Genomic DNA, 25551 nt, shown 5'->3' with positions numbered 1-25551 from the left:
GGACGGGGAGATGGCCCGATGAACCGCCGCGGCCGCCTCTGGCTGCTTCCGGTGACCGTGCTGGTGGCGCTGCTGCTGGCGCTGCTGCCGCTGCCGGCACCGGTCCAGGGGCTGCGGCCGTACTGGCTGGCGCTGGTCGTCGCCTACTGGGTGATCGAGGAGCCCGGGCATGCGGGCCTGGGCTTCGCCTTCGTCACCGGCGTGGTCGCCGACCTGGTCACCGGCTCGCTGCTCGGCGAGCATGCGCTGCGGCTGGTCGTCATGGCGTTCATCCTGCAGCGTTTCCGTGCCCAGCTGCGCTTCTTCCCGCTCGGGCAGCAGGCGCTGGCGATCGGCGGGCTGCTGCTCAACGACCGCGTGGTCGCGGCCGCGATCCACCTGCTGCTGGGCCTGCCCCAGCTGCCGTGGCTGCACTGGCTGGCGCCGGTGGTCGGGGCGATGCTCTGGGTGCCCCTGTTCCTGGTGCTCGAGGCGTTCAGGGCGCGGAGGCCGCGTTGATGCGCAAGCGGCAGGAGAGGATCCGCAATCCGTCCGCCGAAGCCGCCCAGTTCCGCCTGCGCGCCTTCGTCGGCTTCGGCCTGGTGCTGCTGGCGCTGGCCGGCCTGGCCGGCTGGTACTTCCGCCTGCAGGTGGTGCAGCACGACGACTTCGCGCGCCAGTCCGAGGCCAACCGGATCAAGCCGCGCCCGGTGGTGCCCGCGCGCGGCCTGATCTACGACCGCAAGGGCCGCCTGCTGGCCGACAACGTGCCGGCCTACCGGCTGGACGTGACCCCGGAGGACGCCGGGGACATCCAGCGCATGCTGCGCGAGCTGTCGCAGGTGGTGGAACTCTCGCCCGAGGAGATCGAGCGCTTCGAGGCCGCGCGCAGGGCCACCCGCAGCTTCCGCTCGATCACCCTCAAGCAGCGCCTGAGCGACGAGGAGGTGGCGCGCTTCGCGGTGGACCGCTGGCGCTTCCCGGGGGTCGAGGTGGTGGCCTACCTCAACCGCCGCTACCTGCACGGCGACCTGCTGGCGCACGTGATCGGCTACGTCGGCCGCACCGACGAGAACGACGTCGAGCGCTACGGCAAGGACCACGTGCTGTTCCCGCACACCGGCCGCACCGGGATCGAGCGCTACTACGACGAGCTGCTGCGCGGGAAGATCGGCTACGAGCAGGTGGAGACCAACGTCGAGGGACGCGCGTTGCGCAGCATCGGCATGGTCCCGGCGCAAGCCGGCACCGACCTGCGCCTGGGCATCGACCTGGAGCTGCAGCGGGCGATGGTGATGGCGTTCGGCGACCAGACCGGTGCGGCGATCGCGGTCGACCCGCGTACCGGCGAGATCCTGGCCATGGTCAGCCTGCCCTCGTTCGATCCCAACCTGTTCGTCAACGGCATCTCCAACGCCGACTACCGGCGTCTGATGGACGACCCCTCGCGTCCGCTGTTCAACCGCCTCGTGCTCGGCGGTGTGGCGCCGGGTTCGACGATCAAGCCGATGCTCGCGCTCGCCGGCCTCGACAGCGGCCTGCGCAAGCCCGAGGACCGGGTGCTGTCGACCGGCATGTTCTACCTGCCGGGCACGAGCCGCGGCTGGGGCGACGCGAGCCGCGGCGGCCACGGCTGGACCGACCTGCGCAAGTCGATCTCGGCCTCGGTCAACACCTATTACTACAAGCTCGCGCTCGACCTGGGCATCGAACGCTTCGTGCAGTACATGGGCCACTACGGTTTCGGCAGTCCCACCGGCATCGACCTGGTGGGCGAGACCGGCGGCATCCTGCCGTCGCCGGAGTCCAAGCGCGCGGCGCGCGGCGAGCGCTGGTACCCGGGCGACACGGTCAACGCCTCGATCGGCCAGGGCGACTGGAAGGTGACCCCGCTGCAGCTGGTGCGCGCCACCGCGGGCCTGGCCGACGGCCAGCTGCGGCGCCCGCACCTGGTCACCCAGGTGCGCTCGGGCTTCGATGCGCCGTGGACGCCGCTGGAGCAGCCGCCCGGGGTGCCGATCAGCCCGAACCCGGAGAACGTGGAGGTGGTCCGGCTGGGCATGCGCGACACGATGCAGCCCGGCGGCACCGGCTGGCGGACCGCGCTCGGCGCGCCGTACACGATGGCCGGCAAGACCGGCACCGCGCAGGTCGTGAGCCGCCGCGGCACGGCGGCGGTCGATCCGCGCAGCCTGCCGCTGCACCTGCGCCATCGCGCGCTGTTCGTCGGTTTCGCGCCGGCCGAGGCGCCGACGATCGCGGTCGCGATCGCGGTCGAGGGCGGCGGCTACGGCGGCTCGGCGGCCGGCCCGATCGCACGCAAGATCTTCGACGCCTGGCTGCTGGGCAAGATGCCCGAGCCGGATCCCGAGCTGCAGGCTGCGCCGGCCCCGCCCGCGGCGCAGCAGGCCGCGCCTGCAACCGGCGCGGGCCCAGCCGGCGCGCCGGCCGCCAGCGGCGCCGATGCCGGCGGCGACCGGCGCGAGGAGGACGCGGAATGAACGTCATCCTGCGCTGGCTCGCCGACCTGTTCCTGCGCCTGACCCGCACCATCGACTGGCCGCTGCTGGCGGCGCTCGCCGCGCTGATGGGAATCGGCCTGGCGGTGCTGCACAGCGCCGGCGGCCAGAACATGGGCCTGGTGCGCTCGCAGGCGGCGCGCTACGTGGTCGGCCTGGGCGCGATGTGGCTGCTGTCGCGGATCCCGCCGCTGCCGCTGCGCCGGGCCACGCCCGCGGTCTACGCGGCGTCGCTGCTGCCGCTGGTGGCGGTGCTGTTCATCGGCACCGGCCGCAGCGGCGCGCACTGGATCAACCTGGGCGTGTTCTACTTCCAGCCCGCGGAACTGATGAAGCTGAGCCTGCCGATGATGGCGGCGTGGATGCTGAGCCAGGCGCCGCTGCCCCCGCGCATGGGCACGCTGCTGGCCACGGGCGCGGTGATCGCCGTGCCGACCGCGCTGATCCTCGCCCAGCCCGACTTCGGCACCGCGATGCTGGTGGTGGCCAGTGGCGTGTTCGCGCTGTACCTGGCCGGCATGTCGTGGATCTGGTTCGCGCTCGCGGGCGTGGGGGCGGCGACCGCGGCGGGGCTGGCGCTGTTCGCGCCGATCTCGTGGTTCTCGTTCCTGCGCCCCTACCAGCAGGACCGCATCCTCACCTTCCGCGACCCGGAGAACGATCCGCTCGGTGCCGGCTGGAACATCATCCAGTCCAAGATCGCGATCGGCTCCGGCGGCCTCACCGGGCAGGGCTGGGGCAAGGGCACCCAGTCGCACCTGAACTACGTGCCCGAGCACACCACCGACTTCATCTTCGCGGTGCTGGCCGAGGAGTTCGGCTGGGTCGGGGTGGCGACGGTGCTGGCGCTGTACGCGTTCGTGATCGGGCGCTGCCTGTGGATCGCCGCCGAGGCGCGCGACGCGTACTCGCGCATCCTCGCCGGCACGCTCGGGCTGGCGCTGTTCGTGTACGTGGTGGTCAACGGCGGCATGATTTCCGGCGTGCTGCCGGTGGTGGGCGTGCCGATGCCACTGCTGAGCTTCGGCGGCACCGCGGCGGTGTCGCTGCTGGCCGGCATGGGCGTGGTGATGGCGGTGGGCGCGCAGGGGCAGGGCAGGCGGCGTTGACGGACGCGCACGCCTGCCGGTGTTCATGCAATGGAATCCATCGCGCGCAAGCCGCGTGCTACCCTCGCGCCCGATGATCCGACGCCCGGCCGCCCTGCTCTCCACGACCCTGCTGTCGTTCGCGCTGAGCGCGTGCGCGACACCGGCCCCGCCACCCGTCGCGCCCGATTCGGAGTCCGCCGCCGAGGCGCCGCAGGCCGCCGCCGGGGCGGCGCTGCTGCCGAAGGTGCCGCAGCCGCCGGAGCGCCCGGTGGCGCCGCCGGAGGTCACCGATCCGGCGATCCCGCGCGAGCGGCGCATCGCCGCCTTCGTCGAGTACACCGCGGACACCTACGGCGTCGATCGCGCGCTGGTGCGCGAGGTGCTGGCGCAGGCGCAGCGGCGCCAGTCGATCATCGACGCCATGAACCGCCCGGCCGAGGCGGTGAAGCAGTGGCACGAATACCGCCCGATCTTCCTCAACGACGCCCGCATCGACGGCGGCATCGCGTTCTACCGCCAGCACCGCGAGGCGCTCGAGCGCGTCGCCGCGCGCACCGGCGTGCCGGCCGAGGTGATCGTCGCGATCATCGGCGTGGAGACCAGCTACGGCCGCGTCACCGGCAACTACCGGGTGCTCGACGCGCTCTACACCCTGGCCTTCGACTATCCCAAGCGTGCGCCGTTCTTCGCCGGCGAACTGGCCCAGCTGTTCGCGCTGAAGAAGGAGGAGCCGCAGCTCGACCTGCTCGCGCTCAAGGGCAGCTACGCCGGCGCGATGGGGCTGGGCCAGTTCATGCCTTCCAGCTACCGCCTGTGGGCGAAGGACGGCGACGGCGACGGCCGCCGCGACCTGCTCGACAACCTGGAGGACGTGTTCGCCTCGATCGCGAACTACTTCGTGGTCCACGGCTGGGATCGCGGCGGCCCGGTGGTCGCGCGCGCCAGCCGGGACGCGGACGCGGAGGACTTCGTCGCCGACGGCTGGGACCCGGTGTATCCCCTGTCCGAACTGGCCGCGCGCGGCTACCGCCCGCTCCCGGGCGAGCCGGTCGCCGAGGGCGCCACCGTGCTCACCCTGCAGGGCGCGGCCGGGCCGGAGTACTGGCTGGCCTACCGCAACTTCTACGTGATCACCCGCTACAACCGTTCGCCCATGTACTCGCTGTCCGTGCACCAGCTGTCGCAGGCGATCCGGGACGGAGCCGGGCCGGCGCGATGAAGCGGCTGCTGTTGCCGTTGGCATTGCTGCTGCTTGCCGGCTGCGCCGGCACCGCGAAGAAGCCGGCCGCACCGGCCGGGCGGGCGCCCGCCGGGCCCGCGGTGGCCGACGCGGCGGACTGCACCGGGTTCAGGCCGTATCCGCCCGCGCAGGAGGATCCCTCCACCCGCGGCCACTACGTCGCCGGCGGGCTTTACCGTCCCGGGGTCCCGGACTCGATCCCGGACGACATCCCCAACGTGGACTGCATCCCCGAGCCGCGGGTGGTCGACGAACCGCGCTCGGCCTACGGCAACCGGTCGCCCTACCAGGTGCTCGGCCGCACCTACCACGTGCTCGACTCGGCCGAGGACTACGTCGAGACCGGCGTGGCCTCGTACTACGGCGCCAAGTTCCACGGCCGCCGGACCTCCAACCAGGAGGTCTACGACATGTACGCCTTCTCCGCCGCGCACCGCACGCTGCCGCTGCCGAGCTACGCGCGCGTGACCAACCTCGACAACGGGCGCTCGGTGGTGGTGCGGGTCAACGACCGCGGGCCGTTCCACGACGGGCGCCTGATCGACCTGAGTTACGCGGCCGCGGTCAAGCTCGGCATCCACCGCCGCGGCACCGGCCGGGTCGAGGTGCGCGCGCTGCGCCCGGGCGACGCCGGCGGCACGCAGCTGGCCTCCTCGGCCCCCGCGCCTGCTGCGCCCGCGACGCCGAGCGTGATGGACGCCCTGGTCGGGGAGCTGGCGACGCGCGAAGCGCCGGCGCCGACGGCCGTGGCGACCGGCGCCGTGGCCAGCGCCGCGCCCGCGGGGCGGGCGGCCGGGCTGGCGGACCATCCGGACTACGGCCGCGAAGAGGACCGCTTCCGCCTGGTCGACGACAACGGCCGGGTCCGCAGCGCCGACGAGTTCGATGCCTGGATGCGCGCCCGCCAGGCGCGGCTGGCGGAAGCGGACCGCGCCGTGGCCGGCGGGGCGGGTTCGGCCGTGGCGACCCCGTCCCCGCCCACGCAGCCGGCGGCGGTCGCCGCCGGTCCTTCCGGCGACGCCGCGAGGGGCGCCCCGCCTGCCGCCACCGGCGGAGACGCGGTGACCCTCCAGGTCGGCGTGTTCTCGGTCCGCGACAACGCCGAGCGCGTGCTCGCCACGCTGCGCGGGGCCGGTATCGCCCAGGCCTGGATCCAGGACGTCGCCAGTGCCGGCCGCACCCTGTGGCGCGTGCGCGTCGGCCCGGTCGCCCAGGTCGCCCTGGGCGACCTCACCGCGCGCGTGTCCGGCCTCGGGCTGGGGATGCCGCAGGTCGTGCGCGATTAGACTGTCCGCCGCTTTTCCGCCCCGCGCCGCGCCGCGGGCGACCCGTCCACCGACCGGCCAGGGATGACCGGACCACCGGAGTACCGAGTTCGATGAGATCCGCCGCCGCCTTCCGCCGATTCGCCGCCACCGTGCTGGCCACCTGCGCGCTCGGGTTCGCGCTCGCGCAGGAGGCGCCGGGCCCCGCGCCCGCGCCCGCCGCCGCTGCGGAGGCGGGCGAGGCGCTGCCCACGCCGCCGCCGCCGCCGGTGACCGGGACCGCGTGGCTGCTGATGGACTACGAGAGCGGGCAGATCCTGGCCGGCGAGAACATCGACCAGCGGGTCGAGCCGGCCAGCATCACCAAGGTGCTGACCAGCTACGTGATCGCCGCGGAGATGAAGGCGGGCAAGATCAGCCCCGACGACCAGGTGATGATGACCGAGAACGCCTGGCGCAAGGGCGGCGCGGGCACCGACGGCAGCTACAGCGGCTTCCCGGTCAACCAGACCGCGCCGCTGGTGGAGATGGAAAAGGGCATGGTGGTGCAGTCGGGCAACGACGCCGCGATCGCCCTGGCCGAACACGTGGCCGGCAGCGAGGAGGCCTTCGCCGCGCTGATGAACGCCTATGCCAGGCGCATCGGCATGAAGAACTCGAACTTCGTCAACTCGCACGGCCTGTCCGATCCCGACCACTACTCCACGCCGCGCGACCTGGCCCTGCTCGGCGCGGCGATGATCCGCGACTTCCCCGAGCAGTATGCCTACAACGCGATCAAGGAGTTCACGGTCGGCCCGATCACCCAGCGCAACCGCAACCTGCTGCTGTGGCGCGACCAGAGCGTGGACGGGATCAAGACCGGACACCACTCCGGCGCCGGCTACTGCCTGATGGCCTCGGCCAAGCGCGGCGACCAGCGGCTGATCTCGGTGGTGATGGGTTCCACCGGCGAATCCCAGCGCGCCAACGACTCGCTGGCGCTGCTCAACTGGGGCTTCCGCTTCCACGAGACCCACCGCCTGTATGACCCGTCCAGCCCGGTCTCGGTGCAGAAGGTCTGGAAGGGCAAGGTCGACGAGGTCCAGCTGGGCGTCGCCGAGCCGCTGCTGGTGAGCCTGCCGCGCGGCCGCTACGGCCAGCTCAAGCCGTCGATGGACGTGCCGGCCACCCTGGTGGCGCCGATCGAGAAGGGCCAGGAGATCGGCCGGGTGCGCGTCACCCTCGACGGCAAGGTGGTCGCCGAGCGGCCGCTGGTCGCGCTCGAGGCGGTGCAGCAGGCGGGTTTCTTCAAGCGCCTGTGGCATGAATTCCTGATGTGGTGGTACGCCGACTGACGACCCTCGCGTCAGGGTTGTCCTGACCCCGTCGCCGCTTTCGTCTTTGCTAAGATCCCGAGGTGGGCGCGTCGCTGGAGTGCGTCGCGGCCTTCCGTGGGGGCGGGTGCGAATGCGCCCGGGCAAACATTCATCATTCAGGACGAACGCAGAGGGGTATTCCTATGTCCGGATCCACTGGCAGGCGCGCGCTCACGCTCGCGCTCACCGCGGTCGCGCTGGTCGCGGCGGCATCCCCGGCGCTGGCCCAGCGCCAGAGCGCGCAGGAACGGCGCCAGCAGCAGGTGGCGCAGATTCCGACCTGCGCCCAGCCGCTGGGCACGATCTCGGTGATCGAGCCCGAGGACGGCGTGCACTGGTGGACCGGCCAGCAGCTGCCGGCGCCGTCGCGGCTGATCAAGGTATTCGTGAACAAGTCGCGCTGCTTCACCCTGGTCGACCGCGGCGCCGGCCTGGACGCGGCGATGCGCGAGCGCGAGCTGGGCGCCTCGGGCGAACTGCGCAACCGCTCCAACATCGGCCGCGGCCAGATGAAGGCGGCCGACTACGTCATGGTCCCGGACCTGATCGGCGCCAACTCCAACGCCGGCGGCAATGCCGTGGGCGGCCTGCTGGGCGGCCTGATCGGCGGCCGCGCGGGCGCCCTGGTCGGCGGCCTGAACTTCAAGAGCAAGACCGCCGACGTGGTCCTGACCGTCACCGACGTGCGCTCCTCCGAGCAGGTGGCGATGGCCGAGGGCCACGCCAAGAAGACCGACATCGGCTGGGGTGCGGGCGGCGGCCTGTTCGGCAGCAGCGGCCTGGGCGCCGCCGGCGTCGGCGGCTACGCCAACACCGAGCTGGGCCAGGTGATCACCCTGGCCTACCTGCAGGCCTACACCGACCTGATCGCCCAGCTGGGCGGCCTGCCGGACAACGCCTCGGCGGCCAACGCCCACCAGGCGGTCACCGTGACCAAGCCGGCGCGCCTGTTCACCGGCCCGGACGGCAAGGGCGTGGTGCGTTCGCTCGACGTGGGCATGATGCTGTACCCCACCGGGGCGAAGGAAGGCGTCATGTGGGAGGTCGAGGACGAGATGGGCAACAAGGGTTGGGTGTCCTCGACCCTGCTCGAGCTCTCGCGCTGAGCCTGGCCTTCCGGGCCGCGTGACGCAGGGGCCGCCTCCGGGCGGCCCTTTGCGTTGCATCCGCGGGAGGTTGGGACGGGGCGATCCGGCCCCATAATCGGACGATGGAAATCAGGTCCGACAACCCCGAGCACGGGTTCCAGTTCCCGGGCGTCTTCGAGATCGCGGCCATCGGCAACGCCGGGCTGGAGGCCATCGTGCCCCGGCTGCTGGCCGAGGCCGGGCTGGTCGTGGTCGAGGGGTCGCTGAGCGTGCGCGCCGCGCGCGGCGGGCGCTTCGTCTCGGTGAAGCTCAGCTTCCACGCCGAGGACCGCGGCCGCTACGAGGCCGCGCACCACGCGCTGCGCGCGCACCCGGACGTGAAGTGGACGCTGTGACCGCGCGCCCTCCCGTCGCCGGGCAGGGAGCCGCGCCGGCCGGCGCCGGCACGCGCTGTCTGGCGCGCGACCTGGGCCGCCAGCCCTACGAGCCGGTCTGGCGCGCCATGCAGCGCTTCACCGACGCGCGCGACGGGGACACGCTCGACGAACTGTGGCTGGTCGAGCACGACCCGGTCTTCACCCTGGGCCAGGCCGGCCGCCCGGAGCACGTGCTGGCGCCCGGGGACATCCCGGTGGTGCACGTGGACCGCGGCGGCCAGGTCACCTACCACGGCCCGGGGCAGATCGTGGCCTATCCGTTGCTCGACCTGCGGCGGATGAAGCTCGGCGTGCGCGAGTACGTGCACCGGATCGAGCAGGCGGTGATCGATACCCTGCTCGAGTGGAACATCGTGGGCACGCGCCGCGAGGGCGCGCCCGGCGTGTACGTGGCCGGCGCCAAGGTGGCCGCGCTCGGGATCCGGGTGCGCCAGGGCCGCAGCTTCCATGGCCTGGCGTTCAACATCACCATGGACCTGGAGCCGTTCGCGCGCATCAACCCGTGCGGCTACGCCGGGCTGCAGGTGACCTCGATGCTAGACTTGGGCGGTCCGTCCGGCCCCGACGCGGTCAAGCCCGTGCTGCTGGACGAGCTGGCACGGCAGTTCGGCCTGGCGCTGGAGCATGCGCCGCCGCCCGACCTGGCCGACCCCCGACCGACCCCGTCGCGAGCCCCCTGAGCGCCATGCCCCAGTCCCCCTCCCGCCCGATCCCCCTGCAGATGGTGCCGCCCGACGTGCCGGCGCTGGAGGCCGGGGCCAAGCAGCTGGGCGGCGACAAGATCGCCCGCTCGCCGGTGGAATTCGTCGACGCGCCGGTGCTGCGCAAGCCGTCCTGGATCCGGGTGCGGATCCCGTCCAACGGCGCGGTCGCCGCGCTCAAGTCGAAGCTGCGCAAGAACCGGCTGGTCACCGTGTGCGAGGAGGCCAGCTGCCCGAACATCCACGAGTGCTTCGGCCACGGCACCGCCACGTTCATGATCCTGGGCGAGGTGTGCACCCGCCGTTGCAGCTTCTGCGACGTGGCCCACGGCCGACCGAAGCCGCCGGATCCCTCCGAGCCGGCGAACCTGGCCGACACCATCGCCGACATGCGCCTGAAGTACGTGGTCATCACCTCGGTGGACCGCGACGACCTGCGCGACGGCGGCGCCCAGCACTTCGTCGACTGCATCCGCGCGGTGCGGGCGAAGTCGCCGGGCATCCGGATCGAGATCCTGACCCCGGACTTCCGCGGCCGCGGCCGCATGGAGCGCGCGCTGGAGATCCTGGCCACGGCGCCCCCGGACGTGTTCAACCACAACGTCGAGACCGTGCCCGACCTGTACCGCAACGTGCGCCCGGGCGCGGACTACCAGTGGTCGCTGACCCTGCTGAAGAAGTTCAAGGCCCAGCACCCGGACGTGCCGACCAAGTCCGGGATCATGCTCGGTCTGGGCGAGACCATGGAGCAGGTCCAGGGCACCCTGCGCGACCTGCGCGCCCACGACGTGGACATGGTCACCATCGGCCAGTACCTGCAGCCCTCGCCGCACCACCACCCGGTGCTGCGCTACTGGACCCCCGAGGAGTTCAAGGCGCTGGAGGAGTACGGCCTGTCGCTGGGCTTCAGCCACGTCGCCTCCGGCCCGCTGGTGCGCTCGTCCTACCACGCCGACCGCCAGGCCATGGAGGCCGGGGTCGCCGCGGCCTCCTGAAGCCCGGGACCCCAACCGGCCGCCCCGGGGCGGCCGCCGCCGGCCCCGCGGGGTTGCGCCGGGCGGGACGGCCCGTGCCATCATCGTTCACATCCCGGCAAGCCGTGGCCGATAGAGTGGGGCGGAACCCGCAACTTTGCGCACTGTCGCGGGGTCCAAAGGCGGCCCACAGTGGACGGGCGCCACAGATTTCCTGCCAGGATCGTTTCCGATGAAATTCACCCGCCTCGTCGCCGTGCCCCTGCTTGCCCTGGTGCTGGGCGTGCCGCTGGGGATGATGGCCCATGCCGACGGTGACGCGCTTCCGGCGGCGCCCACCCCCGAGCAGGTCACCACCTCCAAGCTGGTGTACGGCCTGCTGTCCGACAGCCGCTACGCCTACCGGCCGCGGCCGCTCGACAGCACGATGTCGGCCGAGATCTTCGACCACTACCTGAAGGCGCTCGATCCCAACCGGCTGTTCTTCACCGCCGAGGACGTCGCCCGTTTCGAGGCCTACAAGCCGCAGATGGGCGAGAACGTGCGCAGCGGCAAGCTCGAGCCGGCCTATGCGATCTTCGCCGTGTACAAGCAGCGCGTGGCCGAGCGCGTGGCCTACGCGCGCGACCTGCTCAAGCAGGACATCTTCGACTTCACCGGCAACGACCGCTGGGAGTACGACCGCGAGGAGGCCCCCTGGGCCGCGGACCGCGCCGCGCTCGACGCACTGTGGAGGCAGTCGGTGCGCAACGACTGGCTGCGGCTCAAGCTCGCCGGCAAGAAGCCCGACGAGATCCGCAAGACCCTCGACCGCCGCTACCTCAACCTCGGCAACAACGTGGCGGCGCTGAACCAGGAGGACGCGTTCCAGTCCTTCCTCAACGCCTATACCTCCACGGTCGATCCGCACACCGACTACATGAACCCGCGCACGGCGAAGCTGTTCACGCAGAACATGTCGCTGTCGCTGGAAGGCATCGGCGCGCAGCTGCAGAAGCAGGACGACGTGGTGGTGATCCGCGAGCTGATCGCGGGCGGCCCGGCCGCGCTGAGCGGCAAGTTCAAGCCCGGCGACCGCATCGTCGGCGTCGGCCAGGGCACCAGCGGGCCGATGGAGGACGTGGTCGGCTGGCGCCTGGACGACGTGGTCGAGAAGATCAAGGGCCCGAAGGGCACCCAGGTCCGCCTGGACGTGATCCCGGGCGAGGCCACCCTGGACAGCGAGCCGGTGCGGGTGGTGCTCACCCGCGCCCGGATCAAGCTCGAGGAGCAGGCCGCGAAGTCCGAAATCATCACGCTGCCGGCCCCGGCGGGCGGCGGCGCCGACAAGCGCATCGGCGTGATCAAGCTGCCGGCGTTCTACCAGGACTTCGAGGGCCGCCGCAGCCGCAACGGCGAGTACACCTCCGCGACCCGCGACGTGGCGCGCCTGCTCGAGCAGTTCCGTACCGACGGCGTGGACGGCGTGGTGCTGGACCTGCGCAACAACGGCGGCGGCTCGCTCAACGAGGCGATCGAGCTCACCGGCCTGTTCATCGACAAGGGTCCGGTGGTGCAGGTACGCGAGTCGGGCGGGCGGGTGAGCGTGGAGAGCGACCGCAACCCCGGCGTGGCCTGGGACGGCCCGCTGGCGGTGCTGATCAACCGCGGCTCGGCCTCGGCATCGGAGATCTTCGCCGGCGCGATCCAGGACTACGGCCGCGGCCTGGTGATCGGCGAGACCTCGTTCGGCAAGGGCACGGTGCAGAACATCGTTCCGCTCGACCGCTGGCCGGCCAAGGAAGGCGACCGCTTCGGCCACGTCAAGCTGACCATCGCCCAGTTCTTCCTGCCCGGCGGCAGCAGCACGCAGAACAAGGGCGTGGTCCCGGACATCGCGTTCCCGGTGACGGTGGACGCCAGCGAGTTCGGCGAGAGCACCTACGACAACGCGCTGGACTGGCACCAGATCGCGGCCGTGCCGCACGAGCGCTACGGCGACTTCACCCCGCTGCTGCCGAAACTGCAGGCGCGGCACGCGGAACGCACCAGCCGCGACCCGGAATTCCAGTGGTGGGTCGAGGACGTGGCCGAGTTCCGTGCCGAGCGGGCGAAGAAGTACGTATCGCTCAACGAGGCCGAGCGGCGCGCCGAGCGCGACCGCGACGCGGCCAAGCGCCGGCAGCGCCAGGAGGAGCGCCAGCGCCTGGGCCTCGCGCTCGACCCGCTGGCCGAGACCACCGACGACGGCCTGCAGGCCGGGGAGCGCAACGTGGCCGAGGACGCGGCGCGCGAGAAGGCCGCGGAAAAGCGCCCGGATCCGCTGCTGCGCGAGTCGGCCGCGATCCTGGCCGACGCCATCCACCTGCTCGACAGCGATCGCCAGCTGTCGGCGCAGGTGCTGCCGAAGTCGACCGGCCCGGGGATCTGGGCGCAGTAGGGCGACCGGCCGGCGTCGGTCGGCCGGATCGGAGTCTCCGGTGGAATGAGGTGCCCGCGCCGCCCGGCGCGGGCGCGCCTGCTCAGGACTTCCTGCCGGCCTGGGCGGCGTAGCGCTCGATCGCGTACACCAGGATGCGCTTGGCTTCCTCGGCGCCGCCCCAGCCGTCGAGCTTGACCCACTTGCCCTTTTCGAGGTCCTTGTAGTGCTCGAAGAAGTGGCCGATGCGCTCGAGCCAGTGCGAGCTGACCTTGTCGATGTTGTCGACGTGGGCGTAACCCTGGAACACCTTGGCCACCGGCACCGCGAGCAGCTTCTCGTCGCTGCCGGCCTCGTCGGTCATCTTCAGGACGCCGACCGGGCGGCAACGGATCACCGAGCCGGGGACCAGCGGCAGCGGCAGCACCACCAGCACGTCGGCGGGGTCGCCGTCGCCGCACAGGGTATTGGGCACGTAGCCGTAGTTGCAGGGGTAGCGCATCGGGGTGGAGAGCACGCGGTCGACGAAGATCGCGCCGCTCTCCTTGTCCACCTCGTACTTGACCGGCTCGGCGTCCTTGGGGATCTCGATGATGACGTTGATCTCGTCAGGCGGATTCTTGCCGGTGGTGACGTGGTCCAGACCCATGCGCTTGCGACTCCCGAGGTGCGGGCCGGGGCCCGCGGAAACAGGAGCGGCATTCTACGCGACTGATGCTGCATTGCGGAAAAACGGGATGCGCGCGCCCTGCGGCGGCCCCCACGGCTCCCCGTCGGGCGTGTGTGTGGACCCGGGACGGTGGCGTCGTGTCGGCCCTCCCGGGCCTGGCCGGGACGGAACAGGCCCGCGGGGCGGCGGACGGGGTGTCGGGGCCGGCATGGGCAGCCGACCGGTCCTCGGCACGGGCGGACCCTCGCCGCGAACGAACCCGGCCTCCGGCGGAGTTCGCTCCGGGGGCCCACCGCCGGCGGGTCCGGCGTGCGGAAGGCCCAGCGGCGGGGGCCACCGGACATCCGTGCGGCCGGGCGCCCTGGTGCCGCGGCAGGGATCTCGGACACTCGTGTCCCCGGACGGCCGGCCGTCCTCCGCTGCGCCCAGCCGGGTTCTCCCTGCGGTTGCCTGTCGGCCTCCGCCGGGGCGGGGCCTCCATCGTGGAGTTCGCCACCAGGCCCGCAGGCCTGCCCGGGTGCCCTGGCCGGCGGGAACGGCGGGCCCCCTGCGACGGGGCCCATGCATCGCGCCGGGCGGGCACGATCGCCGTCCACGCGACCAGCGCCCGACGCGGCGCGTTCGCGCGGCCATGAAAAAGGAAGCCCCGGCCAGGCCGGGGCTTCGGGCAGCGCGTGTCGAGCGCCGTTACAGCAGCGGCACCAGCAGCAGGGCGACGATGTTGATGATCTTGATCAGCGGGTTGATCGCCGGGCCCGCGGTGTCCTTGTAGGGGTCGCCGACGGTGTCGCCGGTGACCGAGGCCTTGTGCGCCTCCGAGCCCTTGCCGCCGAAGTTGCCGTCCTCGATGTACTTCTTGGCATTGTCCCAGGCACCGCCGCCGGTGGTCATCGAGATCGCCACGAACAGGCCGGTGACGATGGTGCCGATCAGCAGGCCGCCCAGCGCCTCCGGCCCGAGCAGCAGGCCGACGATGATCGGCACGACGACCGGCAGCAGCGAGGGCACGATCATTTCCTTGATCGCGGACCTGGTCAGCATGTCCACGGCCCGGCTGTAGTCCGGCTTGGCCGTGCCCTGCATGATCCCTGGGATCTCGCGGAACTGGCGGCGCACTTCCTCCACCACGCTGCCCGCCGCGCGGCCCACCGCCTCCATCGCCATCGCGCCGAACAGGTAGGGAATCAGGCCGCCGATCAGCAGGCCGATGATCACCCGGTGGTCGGACAGGTCGAAGGCGAATGCCACGCCGGGATTGGCCGCCTCGAGGTTGTGCGTGTAGTCGGCAAACAGCACCAGCGCCGCCAGTGCCGCCGAACCGATCGCATAACCCTTGGTCACCGCCTTGGTGGTGTTGCCGACCGCGTCGAGCGGGTCGGTGACGTCGCGCACCTCGGGCGGCAGTTCCGCCATCTCGGCGATGCCGCCGGCGTTGTCGGTGATCGGGCCGTAGGCATCGAGCGCCACGATCATGCCGGCCATCGACAGCATCGCGGTCGCGGCGATGGCGATGCCGTAGAGGCCGCCGAGCGCGAAGCAGGCCCAGATCGCCAGGCACACCGCGACCACGGGCAGCGCCGTCGACTTCATGGACACGCCGAGGCCGGCGATGATGTTCGTGCCGTGGCCGGTGGTGGACGCCTGGGCCACGTGCCGGACCGGGCCGTACTGGGTGCCGGTGTAGTACTCGGTGATCCACACGATCGCGCCGGTCAGCGCCAGGCCGATCAGCGCGCACCAGTACATGTTCATGGCGCCGTGGCTGTTGCCGGCCATCAGCTGCTGGGTGATCGGGTAGTAGGCGATCGCGGCCAGCACGCCCGACACGATCACGCCCCGGTACAGGGCGCCCATGATCGATCCGCCCGTCTTCACCTTGACGAAGAACGCGCCGATGATCGAGGCGATGATCGACACGCCGCCCAGCACCAGCGGGTACAGGATGCCGTTGCTGCCGACCTCGGACACCATCAGGTGGCCCAGCAGCATGGTCGCGATCACCGTCACCGCGTAGGTCTCGAACAGGTCGGCGGCCATGCCGGCGCAGTCGCCGACGTTGTCGCCCACGTTGTCGGCGATCACCGCCGGGTTGCGCGGGTCGTCCTCCGGGATGCCGGCCTCGACCTTGCCCACCAGGTCGGCGCCCACGTCGGCGCCCTTGGTGAAGATGCCGCCGCCCAGGCGCGCGAAGATCGAGATCAGCGAGGAACCGAAGGCCACGCCGACCAGCGCGTGCAGCACGTCGTCATTGGGCAGCTGCATCGCGATCGCGAGCACCGCCCAGTAGCCGGCAACGCCGAGCAGGCCGAGGCCGACGACCAGCATGCCGGTGATCGCGCCGCCACGGAACGCGACGTCCATCGCCGGCCCCATGCCCTGGCGCGCGGCTTCCGCGGTGCGCACGTTCGCGCGCACCGAGACGTTCATGCCGATGTAGCCGGCCGCGCCCGAGAGGACCGCGCCGAGCAGGAATCCGATCCCGGTGTACCAGTCGAGGAAGACACCGATCAGTACGAACAGGACCACGCCCGCGATGGCGATCGTGAGGTACTGCCGGTTGAGGTAGGCGCGCGCGCCTTCCTGGATCGCACCTGCGATCTGCTGCATGCGTTCGTTGCCTGCAGGCTGCCGGTTGATCCAGCCTGCCGAGATGATGCCGTATGCGATGGCCACCGCCGCGCACACCAGTGCCAGCGTCAATCCGTACTGCTCGAGCATGTATCCTCCCCGGGACAACCCGACCAAAAGTGCCACGACTATGGCACAGCCGGGCAGGTCCACCAATCGGGTCGGGGAGCTGGGCGGGGCGCGCCCGCGCGTTGTGCGGTGCGGCATGCGCCGGCACGTGCCGGCGCCGGCAGCCGGCCCCGGCGCCAGCGCGCGGGGCCGGTCCGGGAGCCGCGGAGTCAGGCCGCGGCGAACGCCTCGCGGGTGATGTTGAGCGGGTCGCCCCCGGTGCAGACCACGTTGTCCTCGATCCGGATCCCGCCGTACGGGCGCAGCGCCTCGACCCGGTCCCAGTCGACCGCGCCGGCGTGCGGCGACGCACGCAGTTCCTCGAGCAGCATGTCGATGAAGTAGATGCCCGGCTCGATGGTCACCACGAATCCGGGCTCCAGCACGCGGGTCAGGCGCAGGAAGGGATGCCCGTCGGGCTTCGGGATCGTGCCGCCGCGGTCGGAGGCGGCGAAGCCGCCGACGTCGTGCACCTGCAGGCCCAGCCCGTGGCCGATGCCGTGCGGGAAGAAGGCGCGGCTCACGCCGGTGGCCACGGCTTCCTCGGGCGATACCTTGACCAGGCCGGCCTCGCGCAGCACGCCGGCCAGGGCCAGGTGCGCGTCCAGGTGCAGCTGCCGGTAGTCGGTGCCGGCACGCACCTGGTCGCACATGCGCTGCTGGGCGGTGTCCACGGCGTCGATCAGCGCCTGGAACTCGCCTGGCTCGTGGGCATGGGTGCGGGTGATGTCGCAGGCGTAGCCGGCATGGCTGGCGCCCGCGTCGAGCAGGAAGCTGCGCACGGGCTTGGGCGGCAGCCGGTCGAATTCGGTGTAGTGCAGCACCGCGCCGTGCTCGTTGAGGGCGACGATGTTGGCGTAGGGCAGTTCGTCGGTGTCCTGGCCGGCGGCCTGGCAGTAGGCCAGGTGGATGCCGAACTCGCTGGCGCCGGCGCGGAACGCGCGCTCGGCCGAGCGGTGCGCGCGCACGCCGCGGCGCGTCGCCTCGCGCAGCATCTCGATCTCGTAGGGCGTCTTGAACGCGCGGTGGTAGTCGAGGTAGTCGAGCACCGGCTGCGGGTTGTTCGGGCGGAACGCGCCGTAGCGGCCAAGCGCGCTCTGCGGCTCGCCGAGGATCGCGCAACGGCCGGCGTTGCGCGGCAGGTGCTTGAGCGCCTCGTCCGGCTTGCGGATCACGACGATGTCGAAGTGCTCCACCCACTCGCCCTCGGGCGCCTGCGGCACCACGTGCCAGTAGTCGCGCGGCTGCAGGTAGACCAGGCGCGGGCGCTGCCCGGGGGTGACCACCAGCCAGCTGCCCGGATGGCGGGTCAGCGGCAGCCAGTGCTTGAACTGCGGATTGGCCGCGTACGGATACTCGCGGTCGTCGAACACCTGGACGTGGCGGGTCCCGCTGGGCACGACGAGGTGGTCGAAGCCGCCGCGCTCGAGCGCGACCGCGGTGCGCTGCTGCAGGGTGGCGAGATGGTCGGCGTAGAGGGAACTGGCTGTGGACATCGGGGGATGCAGTCGCTGGGACAGGCGCGCATTCTGACCCAATGCGTCCGCCGCTGCAGGACCACGCCGCGACGGCGGCGCGCGGCGCTACTCGTAGTGGCTGCCCGGCGCCTCGATCCACGCCCGCAGGCGCCGCGCCTGCGCCTCGGAGACGGCGATGAAGCGGAAGCCCGCCCAGACCTGGGTCGGGGCGCTCGCGCGGTCGCGCCACAGCAGGTGCGCGCCCACGTCGACCTGCTGGGCCGAGGTGCCGTCGTGCAGGGTGAAGCGGAGCTGGTACAGGGCGTCGTCGGCCAGCGCCTCGCTGGCGATCAGCAGCATGCCGGTTTCGGACAGGTTGCCGATCCGGCCGATCACCCGCTCGGTCATCACGTCGGTGACCAGGATGGTGTCGGAGGCCTTGCGCCGCTTGGCGCGGCGGAATTCGTGCATCATGCCGGCGCCCCCTCCGTCCCCGCGTTCCTGTCGCCGAGGCCGGCGAAGCTGCGCAGGGCGTGCATCGCCGCCTGCCAGGCGCGGTCGACCAGGCGCGCCTGGCCGGCGGTGACGATCCGCGCCTGCCCGGCGGCCAGCATCCGCGCCACGCTGTCGAGCGACTGCTCGCCCACGCGCTGGCCGCGCTGGTTGACGAACAGGGCGCGGTCGGTGATCGGGCTGAACCACGACAGGCGGCGGCGGACCACGTCGCCCTGCTGGTTGGTGACGAACTCGATCCAGGTGCCGAACGGCATCACCTTGAGCTGCTCGTAGCGCGCCTGCTCCTCCGGCGTGCGCGGTGGCAGCTGCGGCTTCTTGCGCTCGGCGTCCTCGCCCAGGCGGGTGCGCGCCTTGAGCTTCATCGCCAGCTCGGTGCGCGAGGCGGGCTCGTCCTCGTCCTCGTCGGCGCGACTGCTGGTGAGCCGCTGGGCGATGACGCTGGCTTCCTCGCCGTGGTAGCCGACCTGGGCCAGCGAAGCCTCGATGTGCTGCACCAGCCCCGGGTCGCTCGGCGCGTCGTCGCGGCTGCAGGCGTCGATGATCCGGCGGGTCGCGTCGAGCTGGCGCTCCCAGGCTTCCGAGTCCTCGCCCTGGCGCAGCAGGGTCAGGGTCAGCACGTCGGCCCAGGCCTGGTTGAGCAGGGCGCGGGTGAAGTGCGGCAGGCGGCGGTCGCCGACCAGGTCGGCCATCACGTCGCCCGTGCGCAGCTTGGCGATCTCCAGCTTCTCCTTGCCGCGCGCCGCCTCGGCGTGCCGCTTCTCGAGCAGCTCGGCCTTGCGGATCTGCGCCTGCAGGTGGGTCTGGAGCTGCTCGTTGGAGGCCGTGAACACCTCCAGGTCGCCGTGGTACTCCTCGATGACGTGGTTGACCGCGGCCTGCAGCGGCTGCAGGAACTGCGGGTCGAAGTCGGCGTCGTCGAGCCACTTGGCGGCGCTCTCGGCCACCGTGTTGAGCAGCTGGCGCGCCGGGTGCCGGCTGCGCACGAAGAAGGCGCTGTCGCGCAGGGCGACGCGCAGCAGCGGCACCTGCAGGCGCTTGACCAGCGAGGCGGCGGGCGCGCTGGAGCGGATCTCCTCCTCGAGGTTGCTGAACAGCATCCCGAGCAGTTCGAACGCGTCGTTGTCGCGCGGGGAAAGTTCGGCGTGCACGCCGCGGCGCTGGCGCGCCTGCGCGAGCAGGGTCTGCTTGACGTCGGCCAGGGTCTGGGGCGCGCCGCCGGCGGTCAGCGACTGCCCCTGCAGGTGGCCGAGCGCCGAGAACACCTCGTCGGTCGGCATCAGCGCGCCGGGGGCGGCCTTGCGGCCGGGGCGCAGCTTGCCGAGCAGTTCGCGGCGGCTGTTGAGCAGCTGCTGCAGCTGCTGCGAGGCGAGCTGTTCGTCCTCGTCGACGTCTTCGATCGGCTCGCCCATCCAGCCGGTGTGCGGCCGCTGAGGATCGGTGGAGTGGTAGGCCGCCCGGCCCTGGCCGGACGCGGCCTGGGCGTCGGGACCGCGCGCCGGCTCGGCAGACGCCTCCTGCCCGGTGGCCTCGGCCGGTTCGCGCGGTTGCGGCGCGGGGCGGATCCGCACCGGCACGTAGGTCAGGCCGGACAGGATGCCCTCGCGGTCGAGCAGTTCGTCGAGGCGGTCGAGCACCCGCCAGTAGCCCTGCATGACATGGCGGTCGAAGATCCGGTACAGCAGCAGGCGCGAGTCGTGCTCGATGTCCAGCGCATGCGCCGCCGCGCGCATCGCCCGGCACAGCGCCTGCGGTCCCAGCGGAAGCCGCTCGGTGTCGAACGCGGGCGCGCCGGCGAGCACGCCGAAGCGCTGACCGAGCAGGTGCAGGGCGAGGTTGGCGCGCCCTTCCTGGCGCGCGGCGATCTCGCGCAGCACCGTGTCCTCGTCCATCACCGACTCGTCCACCAGGCTCAGGGTGCCGAAGCCGGACGACGGCGCGGAGCCGAAATGGGCGGTGCCGGTGGCGGGCGCGGTCGGCGAGGCTGGCGTGCGGATCGCCGCCACCTGCGCCTCGAGCTCGAGGATGAAGCGCGGCACCAGGTCGGCGCGATTGAGGCGGAAGGTGCGCAGGGTCTGCATGTAGCCCGACTCGACGCCGGGATTGCGGGCCTGGTCGGCGAGCCGGAACAGCTCTTCCTCGAACTCGTCGAGCATCGCGCCCATGTGCGGCTCGACGTCGTCCGTGACCATCGCCAGCGCCGCCTCGAGCGCCTTGCGCACGCGGGGCGGCAGTCCCGCGGCGGCGAGCGACCTGGGGGCCGCGGTTTCGGGCGGAAGCGTGGCGGGCATCAGGACGAAGCGGGAACGATTCAGCCAATAGTGTCATGCCGCGGGCGCCGCGGCCAATGGCCGGCGCGGCAGGCGCTCAGCCGGGCAGGAACAGCGCGACGACGTCGTTGGTGAAACGGCGGCCGAGGGCGGTGGGGGCCACGCGGTCGCCGTCGCGCTCCAGCCAGCCGCGGTCGATGGCCTCGGCCAGGGGCGCGGCGATGGCGTCGACCGGCAGTCCGCAACGGGCCTGGAACGCGCCGAGGCTGAAACCCTCCACCAGCCGCAGTGCGTTGAGCATGTATTCGAACGGTCGTTGCTGCGGCGCAACGTACTCGTCGCCGCCGATCGCCGCCGGGCTGCCCGCCGCCGCCTGCCAGGCGGTCGGGTGCCTGACCTTCCACCGCCGCAGGACCTGCTGTTGCGCCCCCAGGGTGAGCTTGCCGTGGGCGCCGGCGCCGATGCCGAGGTAGTCGCCGTAGCGCCAGTAGTTGAGGTTGTGCGCGCACTGCCGGCCCGCCCGCGCATAGGCCGAGACTTCGTATTGCGCGTAGCCGGCGTCGGCCAGGCGCGCCTGGCAGGCCTCCTGCATCTCCCAGGCCTGGTCCTCGTCGGGCAGGCCTTCGGGCGGGCGCGCGGCGAACACGGTGTTGGGCTCGAGGGTGAGCTGGTAGTGCGACACATGCGCCGGGGCGAGCGCGATCGCGCGTTCCAGGTCGCGCAGGGCCATCGCCGCCGTCTGCCCGGGCAGCGCGTACATCAGGTCGAGGTTGAGGTTGTCCAAGCCGGCGTCCTGCGCCAGCCGCACGGCGGCCTCCGCCTGGGCGGCGTCGTGGATCCGGCCCAGCCGCCGCAGGCAGCCGTCGTCGAAGCTCTGGATGCCGAAGCTGATCCGGTTGACCCCGGCGGCGCGGTAGTCCTCGAAGCGGCCGTGCTCGGCGGTGCCGGGGTTGGTCTCCAGCGTCACCTCCAGGCCAGGCGCGAACCGCAGCCGCGCGCTGGCGCCCTGCAGGAAGCGGTCGATCTGCGCGGGCGGGAACAGGCTCGGGGTGCCGCCGCCGAAGAACACGCTGTGCACGGTCCGGCCCCAAGCCAGCGGCAGGTCGTGGTCGAGGTCGGCGAGCAGGGCATCGACGTAGGCGTCGAACGGCAGCGCCCCGCGCGCCTGGTGCGAGTTGAAATCGCAGTACGGGCACTTGCGCACGCACCAGGGCAGGTGCACGTACAGCGACAGCGGCGGCGGCACCAGCGCGGGGGCGTCGGCGCCGGCGGCGACCGCGCCGGGCGTGTTCATCGCGGGGACGCCGCCATCGCCGACAGCCGCTCGACGAGCAACGCCAGCGCCTGGCCGCGGTGGCTGATCCGGTTCTTCAGGCCCAGCGGCATCTCGGCCGCGGTCTGGCCGTGGGCGGGGTCGAGGAACACCGGGTCGTAGCCATGGCCGCCGCTGCCGCGGCGTTCGCGCAGGATCCGCCCGCGCCAGTGGCCCTCGACCACCACCGGCTGCGGATCCTCGGGATGGCGCAGCAGCGCCAGGGCGCAGACGAAGCTCGCGCCGCGGTCGGCGTCGGCGACCCCGTCGAGCTCGCGCAGCAGGCGGTCGATGTTGCGTTCGGCGTTGCGCGGCCCGCCGCTGTAGCGCGCCGAATACAGGCCGGGCGCACCATCGAGCGCGTCCACGCACAGCCCCGAATCGTCGGCCAGCGCGGGCAGGCCGGTGGCGCGGCAGGCGTGGCGCGCCTTCAGGAGCGCGTTCTCGATGAAGGTCAGGCCGGTCTCCTCGGCGTCCTCGACCCCGAACTCGGCCTGGGTGCGCACCTCGAAGCCGCGGCCCGCGAACAGGGCGCGGAACTCCTCGAGCTTGCCGGCGTTGCCCGAGGCCAGGACCAGGGTGCGCCCGACCGCGTTCATCGCGCCAGCGCCTCGCGCTGGTGCCGGAGCAGGGTGGCGATGCCGCCTTCGGCCAGGCCGAGCAGCGCGTCGAGTTCGTCGCGACGGAATGCGTGGCCCTCGGCCGTGCCCTGCAGCTCGATGAAGCCGCCGCCGTCGTTCATCACGACGTTCATGTCGGTGTCGCAGCCGGCGTCCTCGGCGTAGTCGAGGTCGAGCACCGGGACCCCGCGCCAGATGCCCACCGACACCGCGGCGACCGCGCCGAACACCGGGTCGCGGGTGATCTCGCGGCGCGACTGCAGCCAGCGCACCGCGTCCACCAGCGCCACGTAGGCGCCGGTGATCGCGGCCGTGCGGGTGCCGCCGTCGGCCTGCAGCACGTCGCAGTCCAGGGTGATGGTGCGCTCGCCCAGCGCCGAGCGGTCGACGCAGGCGCGCAGCGCGCGCCCGATCAGGCGCTGGATCTCCAGGGTGCGGCCGCCCTGCTTGCCGCGCGCGGCCTCGCGGTCGCTGCGCGAATGGGTGGCGCGCGGCAGCATCCCGTATTCCGCGGTCACCCAGCCCTCGCCCTTGCCGCGCAGGAACGCCGGAACCTTGTTGTCCACGCTGGCGGTGCACAGCACCCGGGTGTCGCCGAAACACACCAGCACCGAACCCTCGGCGTGGCGGGTGAACCCGCGCTCGATGCGGACTTCGCGCATCTGGTCGGGTGCGCGACCGCTGGGGCGGGCGATGTTCATGTGCTGCGGTTCCGGCAAAAAACGGGGCGCCAGATTACCATTGGCGCCTCGCCGGAGGCCCGGCGCAGGGGAACCGCGATGCCGATCCGAAGCATGACCGCCTACGCGTCCGGGGAGCGCACCACCCCTTGGGGCACGCTGGGCTGCGAGCTGCGCGCGGTCAACCACCGGTTCCTGGAACTGGGCACGCGCCTGCCCGACGAACTGCGCGCGCTGGAACCGGCGCTGCGCGAGCGCATCGCGGCCCGCGTGTCGCGCGGCAAGCTCGACCTGACCCTGCGCCTGCGTCCCGGCGACGGCACGGTCTCGCTGCAGCTCGACGAGGCCCTGGTGCAGCGCCTGGGCGAGCTGGCCGGGCGCCTGCGCGGCCACTTCCCGGAACTGCGGGTGGGCCTGGTCGAGCTGCTCCAGTTCCCCGGCGTGCTGCAGTCGCAGGGCGTGGATCCGGCCGAACTCCATGCCCAGGTGCTGGAGCTGGTGGACGCGGTGCTCGACGATTTCATCGCCGGCCGCGAGCGCGAGGGCGCCAAGCTGGTGGCGGCGATCCTGGAGCGGGTGGACGGCATCGAGCGCATCGCCGGCGACGTGCGCGCGCTGGTGCCGGAGATCCGCGAGGCCCAGCGCACCCGCCTGCAGGCGCGGCTGGCCGAACTCGCCCAGGCCGCCGACCCCGGCCGCGTGGAGCAGGAGCTGGTGCTGGCGCTGCAGAAGCTGGACGTCGACGAGGAGCTCGACCGGCTGGCCAGTCACGTCGACGAGATCCGGCGGGTGTTCACCCAGCGCGAGCCGGTGGGCCGGCGCCTGGATTTCCTGCTCCAGGAGTTCAACCGCGAGGCCAATACCCTGGGCTCGAAGTCGGTGGACGCGCGCACCAGCCGCGCCGCGGTCGAGCTCAAGGTGCTGATCGACCAGATCCGCGAGCAGGTCCAGAACATCGAGTAGCCGGACACGTGCGCGAACCCCGTCAGGCCAGAGCAGGTACGATGGCGGCCCGTTTCCGGCCGGCCGGGCGCACGCCGTGACCAGTCAACCCCACCACACCACCAGCCAGGCCGCCATGCGCGGCACCCTGTTCATCGTCGCCGCCCCGTCCGGGGCGGGGAAGTCGAGCATCGTCAACGCCTGCCTGGCGCGCGACCGCAACATCTGCCTGTCGATCTCGTTCACCTCGCGCGCGCCGCGCCCGGGCGAGCGCGACGGCGAGCACTACCACTTCGTCAGCGCCGACCGCTTCGAGGCGATGATCGCCGCCGGCGACTTCTTCGAGTACGCCCAGGTGCACGGCGACTGGAAGGGCACCGCGCGGCAGTCGGTCGAGCCGCAGCTGGCCGCCGGCCGCGACGTGCTGCTGGAGATCGACTGGCAGGGCGCGCAGCAGGTCAAGGCCAAGGTGCCCGACGCGGTGGGCGTGTTCATCCTGCCGCCCTCGCGCGCGGCGCTCGAGGAGCGCATGCGCAAGCGCGGACAGGACAGCGAGGAGACCATCGCCCGGCGCATGGCCAACGCGCGCGAGGAGATGTCGCACCACGGCGAGTTCGACTTCATCATCGTCAACGAGGTCTTCGAGACCGCGGTCGACGAGATGTGCGCGGTCTTCGCGGCCAGCCGCCTGCGCCGGGAGCGCCAGCAGCAGCGGCACGCGGCCCTGATCGAGGCGCTGCTGGCCGCGGGGTGAGCCGGGGCGCCCGGCCCCGGGCCGGGACGCCGGAAGCCCGGGCAAGTGCTTGATTTCCATGGGCGGCGCTTGCAATGGCGCCCGGTGCCGGTACAATGGCCGGTCCCGCATCCATCCAGATCGACGGCCTGCCGGCCGCCGGGAGTCCCATGGCCCGCATCACCGTTGAAGATTGCCTGAAAGTCGTCGACAACCGCTTCGAGCTCGTCATGATGGCCGCCAAGCGCGCGCGCCAGCTCGCCAACGGCGTCGAGCCCCAGATCGACAATACCGAAGCCCAGGACAAGCCGACCGTGCTGGCGCTGCGCGAGATCGCCGCGCGCCGCATCGACCAGGACTACATCGACGCGGTCGACAAGGCCGAGCGCGAGCGCAAGGAGCGCGAGGCGCTGGAGTGGGCTGCCGCCGAGGTGGTCGCCGGCGACGACGACATGAAGGGCGACGACTGAGGCAACGCCTGCTGCCGGATTCCGCGCCGCCGGCGCCCGTGCATCCTGCAGCCCTGTTGCCCCGAAGGCCCCGCCCCGGCGGGGCCTTCGCGCGTCCG

21 protein-coding genes and 1 pseudogene are annotated in these 25551 nt (G+C 72.3%); 14 read left to right on the top strand and 8 right to left on the bottom strand.

Annotation, left to right across the window (positions count from 1 at the left end):
* The first annotated feature begins 18 nt into the window (after nucleotides 1–18).
* The 11 genes and pseudogenes from mreD (at nucleotide 19) to LUTJ29_RS0104090 (ending at nucleotide 13071) form a co-directional block, all read left to right on the top strand.
* Nucleotides 19–498, top strand: coding sequence for a rod shape-determining protein MreD (mreD, locus tag LUTJ29_RS0104140; RefSeq protein ID WP_027071445.1), 480 nt, complete (start codon nucleotides 19–21; stop codon nucleotides 496–498).
* Nucleotides 498–2354 (top strand): annotated as a pseudogene (gene mrdA / locus LUTJ29_RS16050) (penicillin-binding protein 2); the annotation flags it as partial. The gene mreD and the pseudogene mrdA, both read left to right, overlap by 1 nt.
* Nucleotides 2355–2476: 122 nt before the next feature.
* Nucleotides 2477–3607 (top strand): rod shape-determining protein RodA, encoded by a 1131-nt coding sequence (rodA, locus tag LUTJ29_RS0104130; RefSeq protein WP_027071444.1) that lies wholly within the window; start codon nucleotides 2477–2479, stop codon nucleotides 3605–3607.
* Between the two features lie 73 nt (nucleotides 3608–3680).
* Complete coding sequence (mltB, locus tag LUTJ29_RS0104125; RefSeq protein ID WP_027071443.1) at nucleotides 3681–4808, top strand: lytic murein transglycosylase B; 1128 nt, start codon at nucleotides 3681–3683, stop codon at nucleotides 4806–4808.
* Complete coding sequence (locus tag LUTJ29_RS0104120) at nucleotides 4805–6115, top strand: septal ring lytic transglycosylase RlpA family protein (protein WP_027071442.1); 1311 nt, start codon at nucleotides 4805–4807, stop codon at nucleotides 6113–6115. Before mltB ends, LUTJ29_RS0104120 begins: the two co-directional genes overlap by 4 nt.
* 92 nt (nucleotides 6116–6207) lie before the next feature.
* Complete coding sequence (locus LUTJ29_RS0104115) at nucleotides 6208–7431, top strand: D-alanyl-D-alanine carboxypeptidase family protein (RefSeq protein WP_043740351.1); 1224 nt, start codon at nucleotides 6208–6210, stop codon at nucleotides 7429–7431.
* Nucleotides 7432–7595: 164 nt separating this feature from the next.
* A complete protein-coding gene (locus tag LUTJ29_RS0104110; RefSeq protein WP_027071440.1) occupies nucleotides 7596–8558 on the top strand; it encodes a CsgG/HfaB family protein in 963 nt (320 codons plus the stop codon).
* Between the two features lie 104 nt (nucleotides 8559–8662).
* Nucleotides 8663–8935, top strand: a complete 273-nt coding sequence (locus tag LUTJ29_RS0104105; protein ID WP_027071439.1) for a DUF493 family protein — start codon at nucleotides 8663–8665, stop codon at nucleotides 8933–8935.
* A gap of 59 nt (nucleotides 8936–8994) precedes the next feature.
* Nucleotides 8995–9657, top strand: a complete 663-nt coding sequence (gene lipB, locus LUTJ29_RS0104100; protein ID WP_027071438.1) for a lipoyl(octanoyl) transferase LipB — start codon at nucleotides 8995–8997, stop codon at nucleotides 9655–9657.
* A 5-nt stretch (nucleotides 9658–9662) separates the two neighbouring features.
* A complete protein-coding gene (lipA, locus tag LUTJ29_RS0104095; RefSeq protein WP_027071437.1) occupies nucleotides 9663–10673 on the top strand; it encodes a lipoyl synthase in 1011 nt (336 codons plus the stop codon).
* A gap of 211 nt (nucleotides 10674–10884) precedes the next feature.
* Entirely contained in the window at nucleotides 10885–13071 is a 2187-nt protein-coding gene (locus tag LUTJ29_RS0104090; protein ID WP_027071436.1) for a carboxy terminal-processing peptidase, read from the top strand.
* An 82-nt stretch (nucleotides 13072–13153) separates the two neighbouring features.
* Here LUTJ29_RS0104090 and ppa read toward each other — a convergent pair whose 3' ends face one another.
* The 8 genes from ppa to rph all read right to left on the bottom strand — a co-directional run bounded on the left by ppa (nucleotide 13154) and on the right by rph (nucleotide 23329).
* Nucleotides 13154–13699 carry an inorganic diphosphatase gene (gene ppa, locus LUTJ29_RS0104085; RefSeq protein ID WP_027071435.1) on the bottom strand — a complete coding sequence of 182 codons (546 nt, stop codon included), beginning with the start codon at nucleotides 13697–13699 and terminating at the stop codon, nucleotides 13154–13156.
* Nucleotides 13700–14407: 708 nt separating this feature from the next.
* On the bottom strand, nucleotides 14408–16438 hold the full coding sequence (locus LUTJ29_RS0104080) for a sodium-translocating pyrophosphatase (RefSeq protein ID WP_027071434.1): 2031 nt from the start codon (nucleotides 16436–16438) through the stop codon (nucleotides 14408–14410).
* A gap of 188 nt (nucleotides 16439–16626) precedes the next feature.
* A complete protein-coding gene (gene pepQ, locus LUTJ29_RS0104075) occupies nucleotides 16627–17952 on the bottom strand; it encodes a Xaa-Pro dipeptidase (RefSeq protein ID WP_043740346.1) in 1326 nt (441 codons plus the stop codon).
* Nucleotides 17953–18039: 87 nt separating this feature from the next.
* On the bottom strand, nucleotides 18040–18387 hold the full coding sequence (locus LUTJ29_RS0104070) for a PilZ domain-containing protein (protein ID WP_027071432.1): 348 nt from the start codon (nucleotides 18385–18387) through the stop codon (nucleotides 18040–18042).
* Nucleotides 18384–20717 carry a DUF1631 domain-containing protein gene (locus LUTJ29_RS0104065; protein WP_043740343.1) on the bottom strand — a complete coding sequence of 778 codons (2334 nt, stop codon included), beginning with the start codon at nucleotides 20715–20717 and terminating at the stop codon, nucleotides 18384–18386. Before LUTJ29_RS0104065 ends, LUTJ29_RS0104070 begins: the two co-directional genes overlap by 4 nt.
* A 76-nt stretch (nucleotides 20718–20793) precedes the next feature.
* Nucleotides 20794–21990, bottom strand: a complete 1197-nt coding sequence (gene hemW / locus LUTJ29_RS0104060; protein WP_051322680.1) for a radical SAM family heme chaperone HemW — start codon at nucleotides 21988–21990, stop codon at nucleotides 20794–20796.
* Entirely contained in the window at nucleotides 21987–22607 is a 621-nt protein-coding gene (rdgB, locus tag LUTJ29_RS0104055; protein WP_027071429.1) for an RdgB/HAM1 family non-canonical purine NTP pyrophosphatase, read from the bottom strand. The genes hemW and rdgB overlap by 4 nt, the downstream gene beginning before the upstream one ends.
* Nucleotides 22604–23329: a ribonuclease PH gene (gene rph / locus LUTJ29_RS0104050; protein ID WP_027071428.1), complete on the bottom strand. Its 726-nt coding sequence runs from the start codon at nucleotides 23327–23329 to the stop codon at nucleotides 22604–22606. The genes rdgB and rph overlap by 4 nt, the downstream gene beginning before the upstream one ends.
* Nucleotides 23330–23422: 93 nt before the next feature.
* Here rph and LUTJ29_RS0104045 point away from each other — a divergent pair, with 93 nt between their 5' ends.
* The 3 genes from LUTJ29_RS0104045 (at nucleotide 23423) to rpoZ (ending at nucleotide 25453) form a co-directional block, all read left to right on the top strand.
* Nucleotides 23423–24271 carry a YicC/YloC family endoribonuclease gene (locus LUTJ29_RS0104045; RefSeq protein WP_027071427.1) on the top strand — a complete coding sequence of 283 codons (849 nt, stop codon included), beginning with the start codon at nucleotides 23423–23425 and terminating at the stop codon, nucleotides 24269–24271.
* A gap of 115 nt (nucleotides 24272–24386) precedes the next feature.
* Nucleotides 24387–25004 (top strand): guanylate kinase, encoded by a 618-nt coding sequence (gene gmk / locus LUTJ29_RS0104040; protein WP_027071426.1) that lies wholly within the window; start codon nucleotides 24387–24389, stop codon nucleotides 25002–25004.
* Between the two features lie 149 nt (nucleotides 25005–25153).
* Nucleotides 25154–25453: a DNA-directed RNA polymerase subunit omega gene (gene rpoZ / locus LUTJ29_RS0104035; RefSeq protein WP_027071425.1), complete on the top strand. Its 300-nt coding sequence runs from the start codon at nucleotides 25154–25156 to the stop codon at nucleotides 25451–25453.
* The last annotated feature ends 98 nt before the right edge of the window (nucleotides 25454–25551 follow it).

The organism is Luteimonas sp. J29 (assembly GCF_000472505.1).
In the GTDB taxonomy this organism is placed as follows: domain Bacteria; phylum Pseudomonadota; class Gammaproteobacteria; order Xanthomonadales; family Xanthomonadaceae; genus Luteimonas.
Note: the sequence above shows the minus strand (reverse complement) of the source record. Positions and strands in the feature narration are given on the sequence as shown.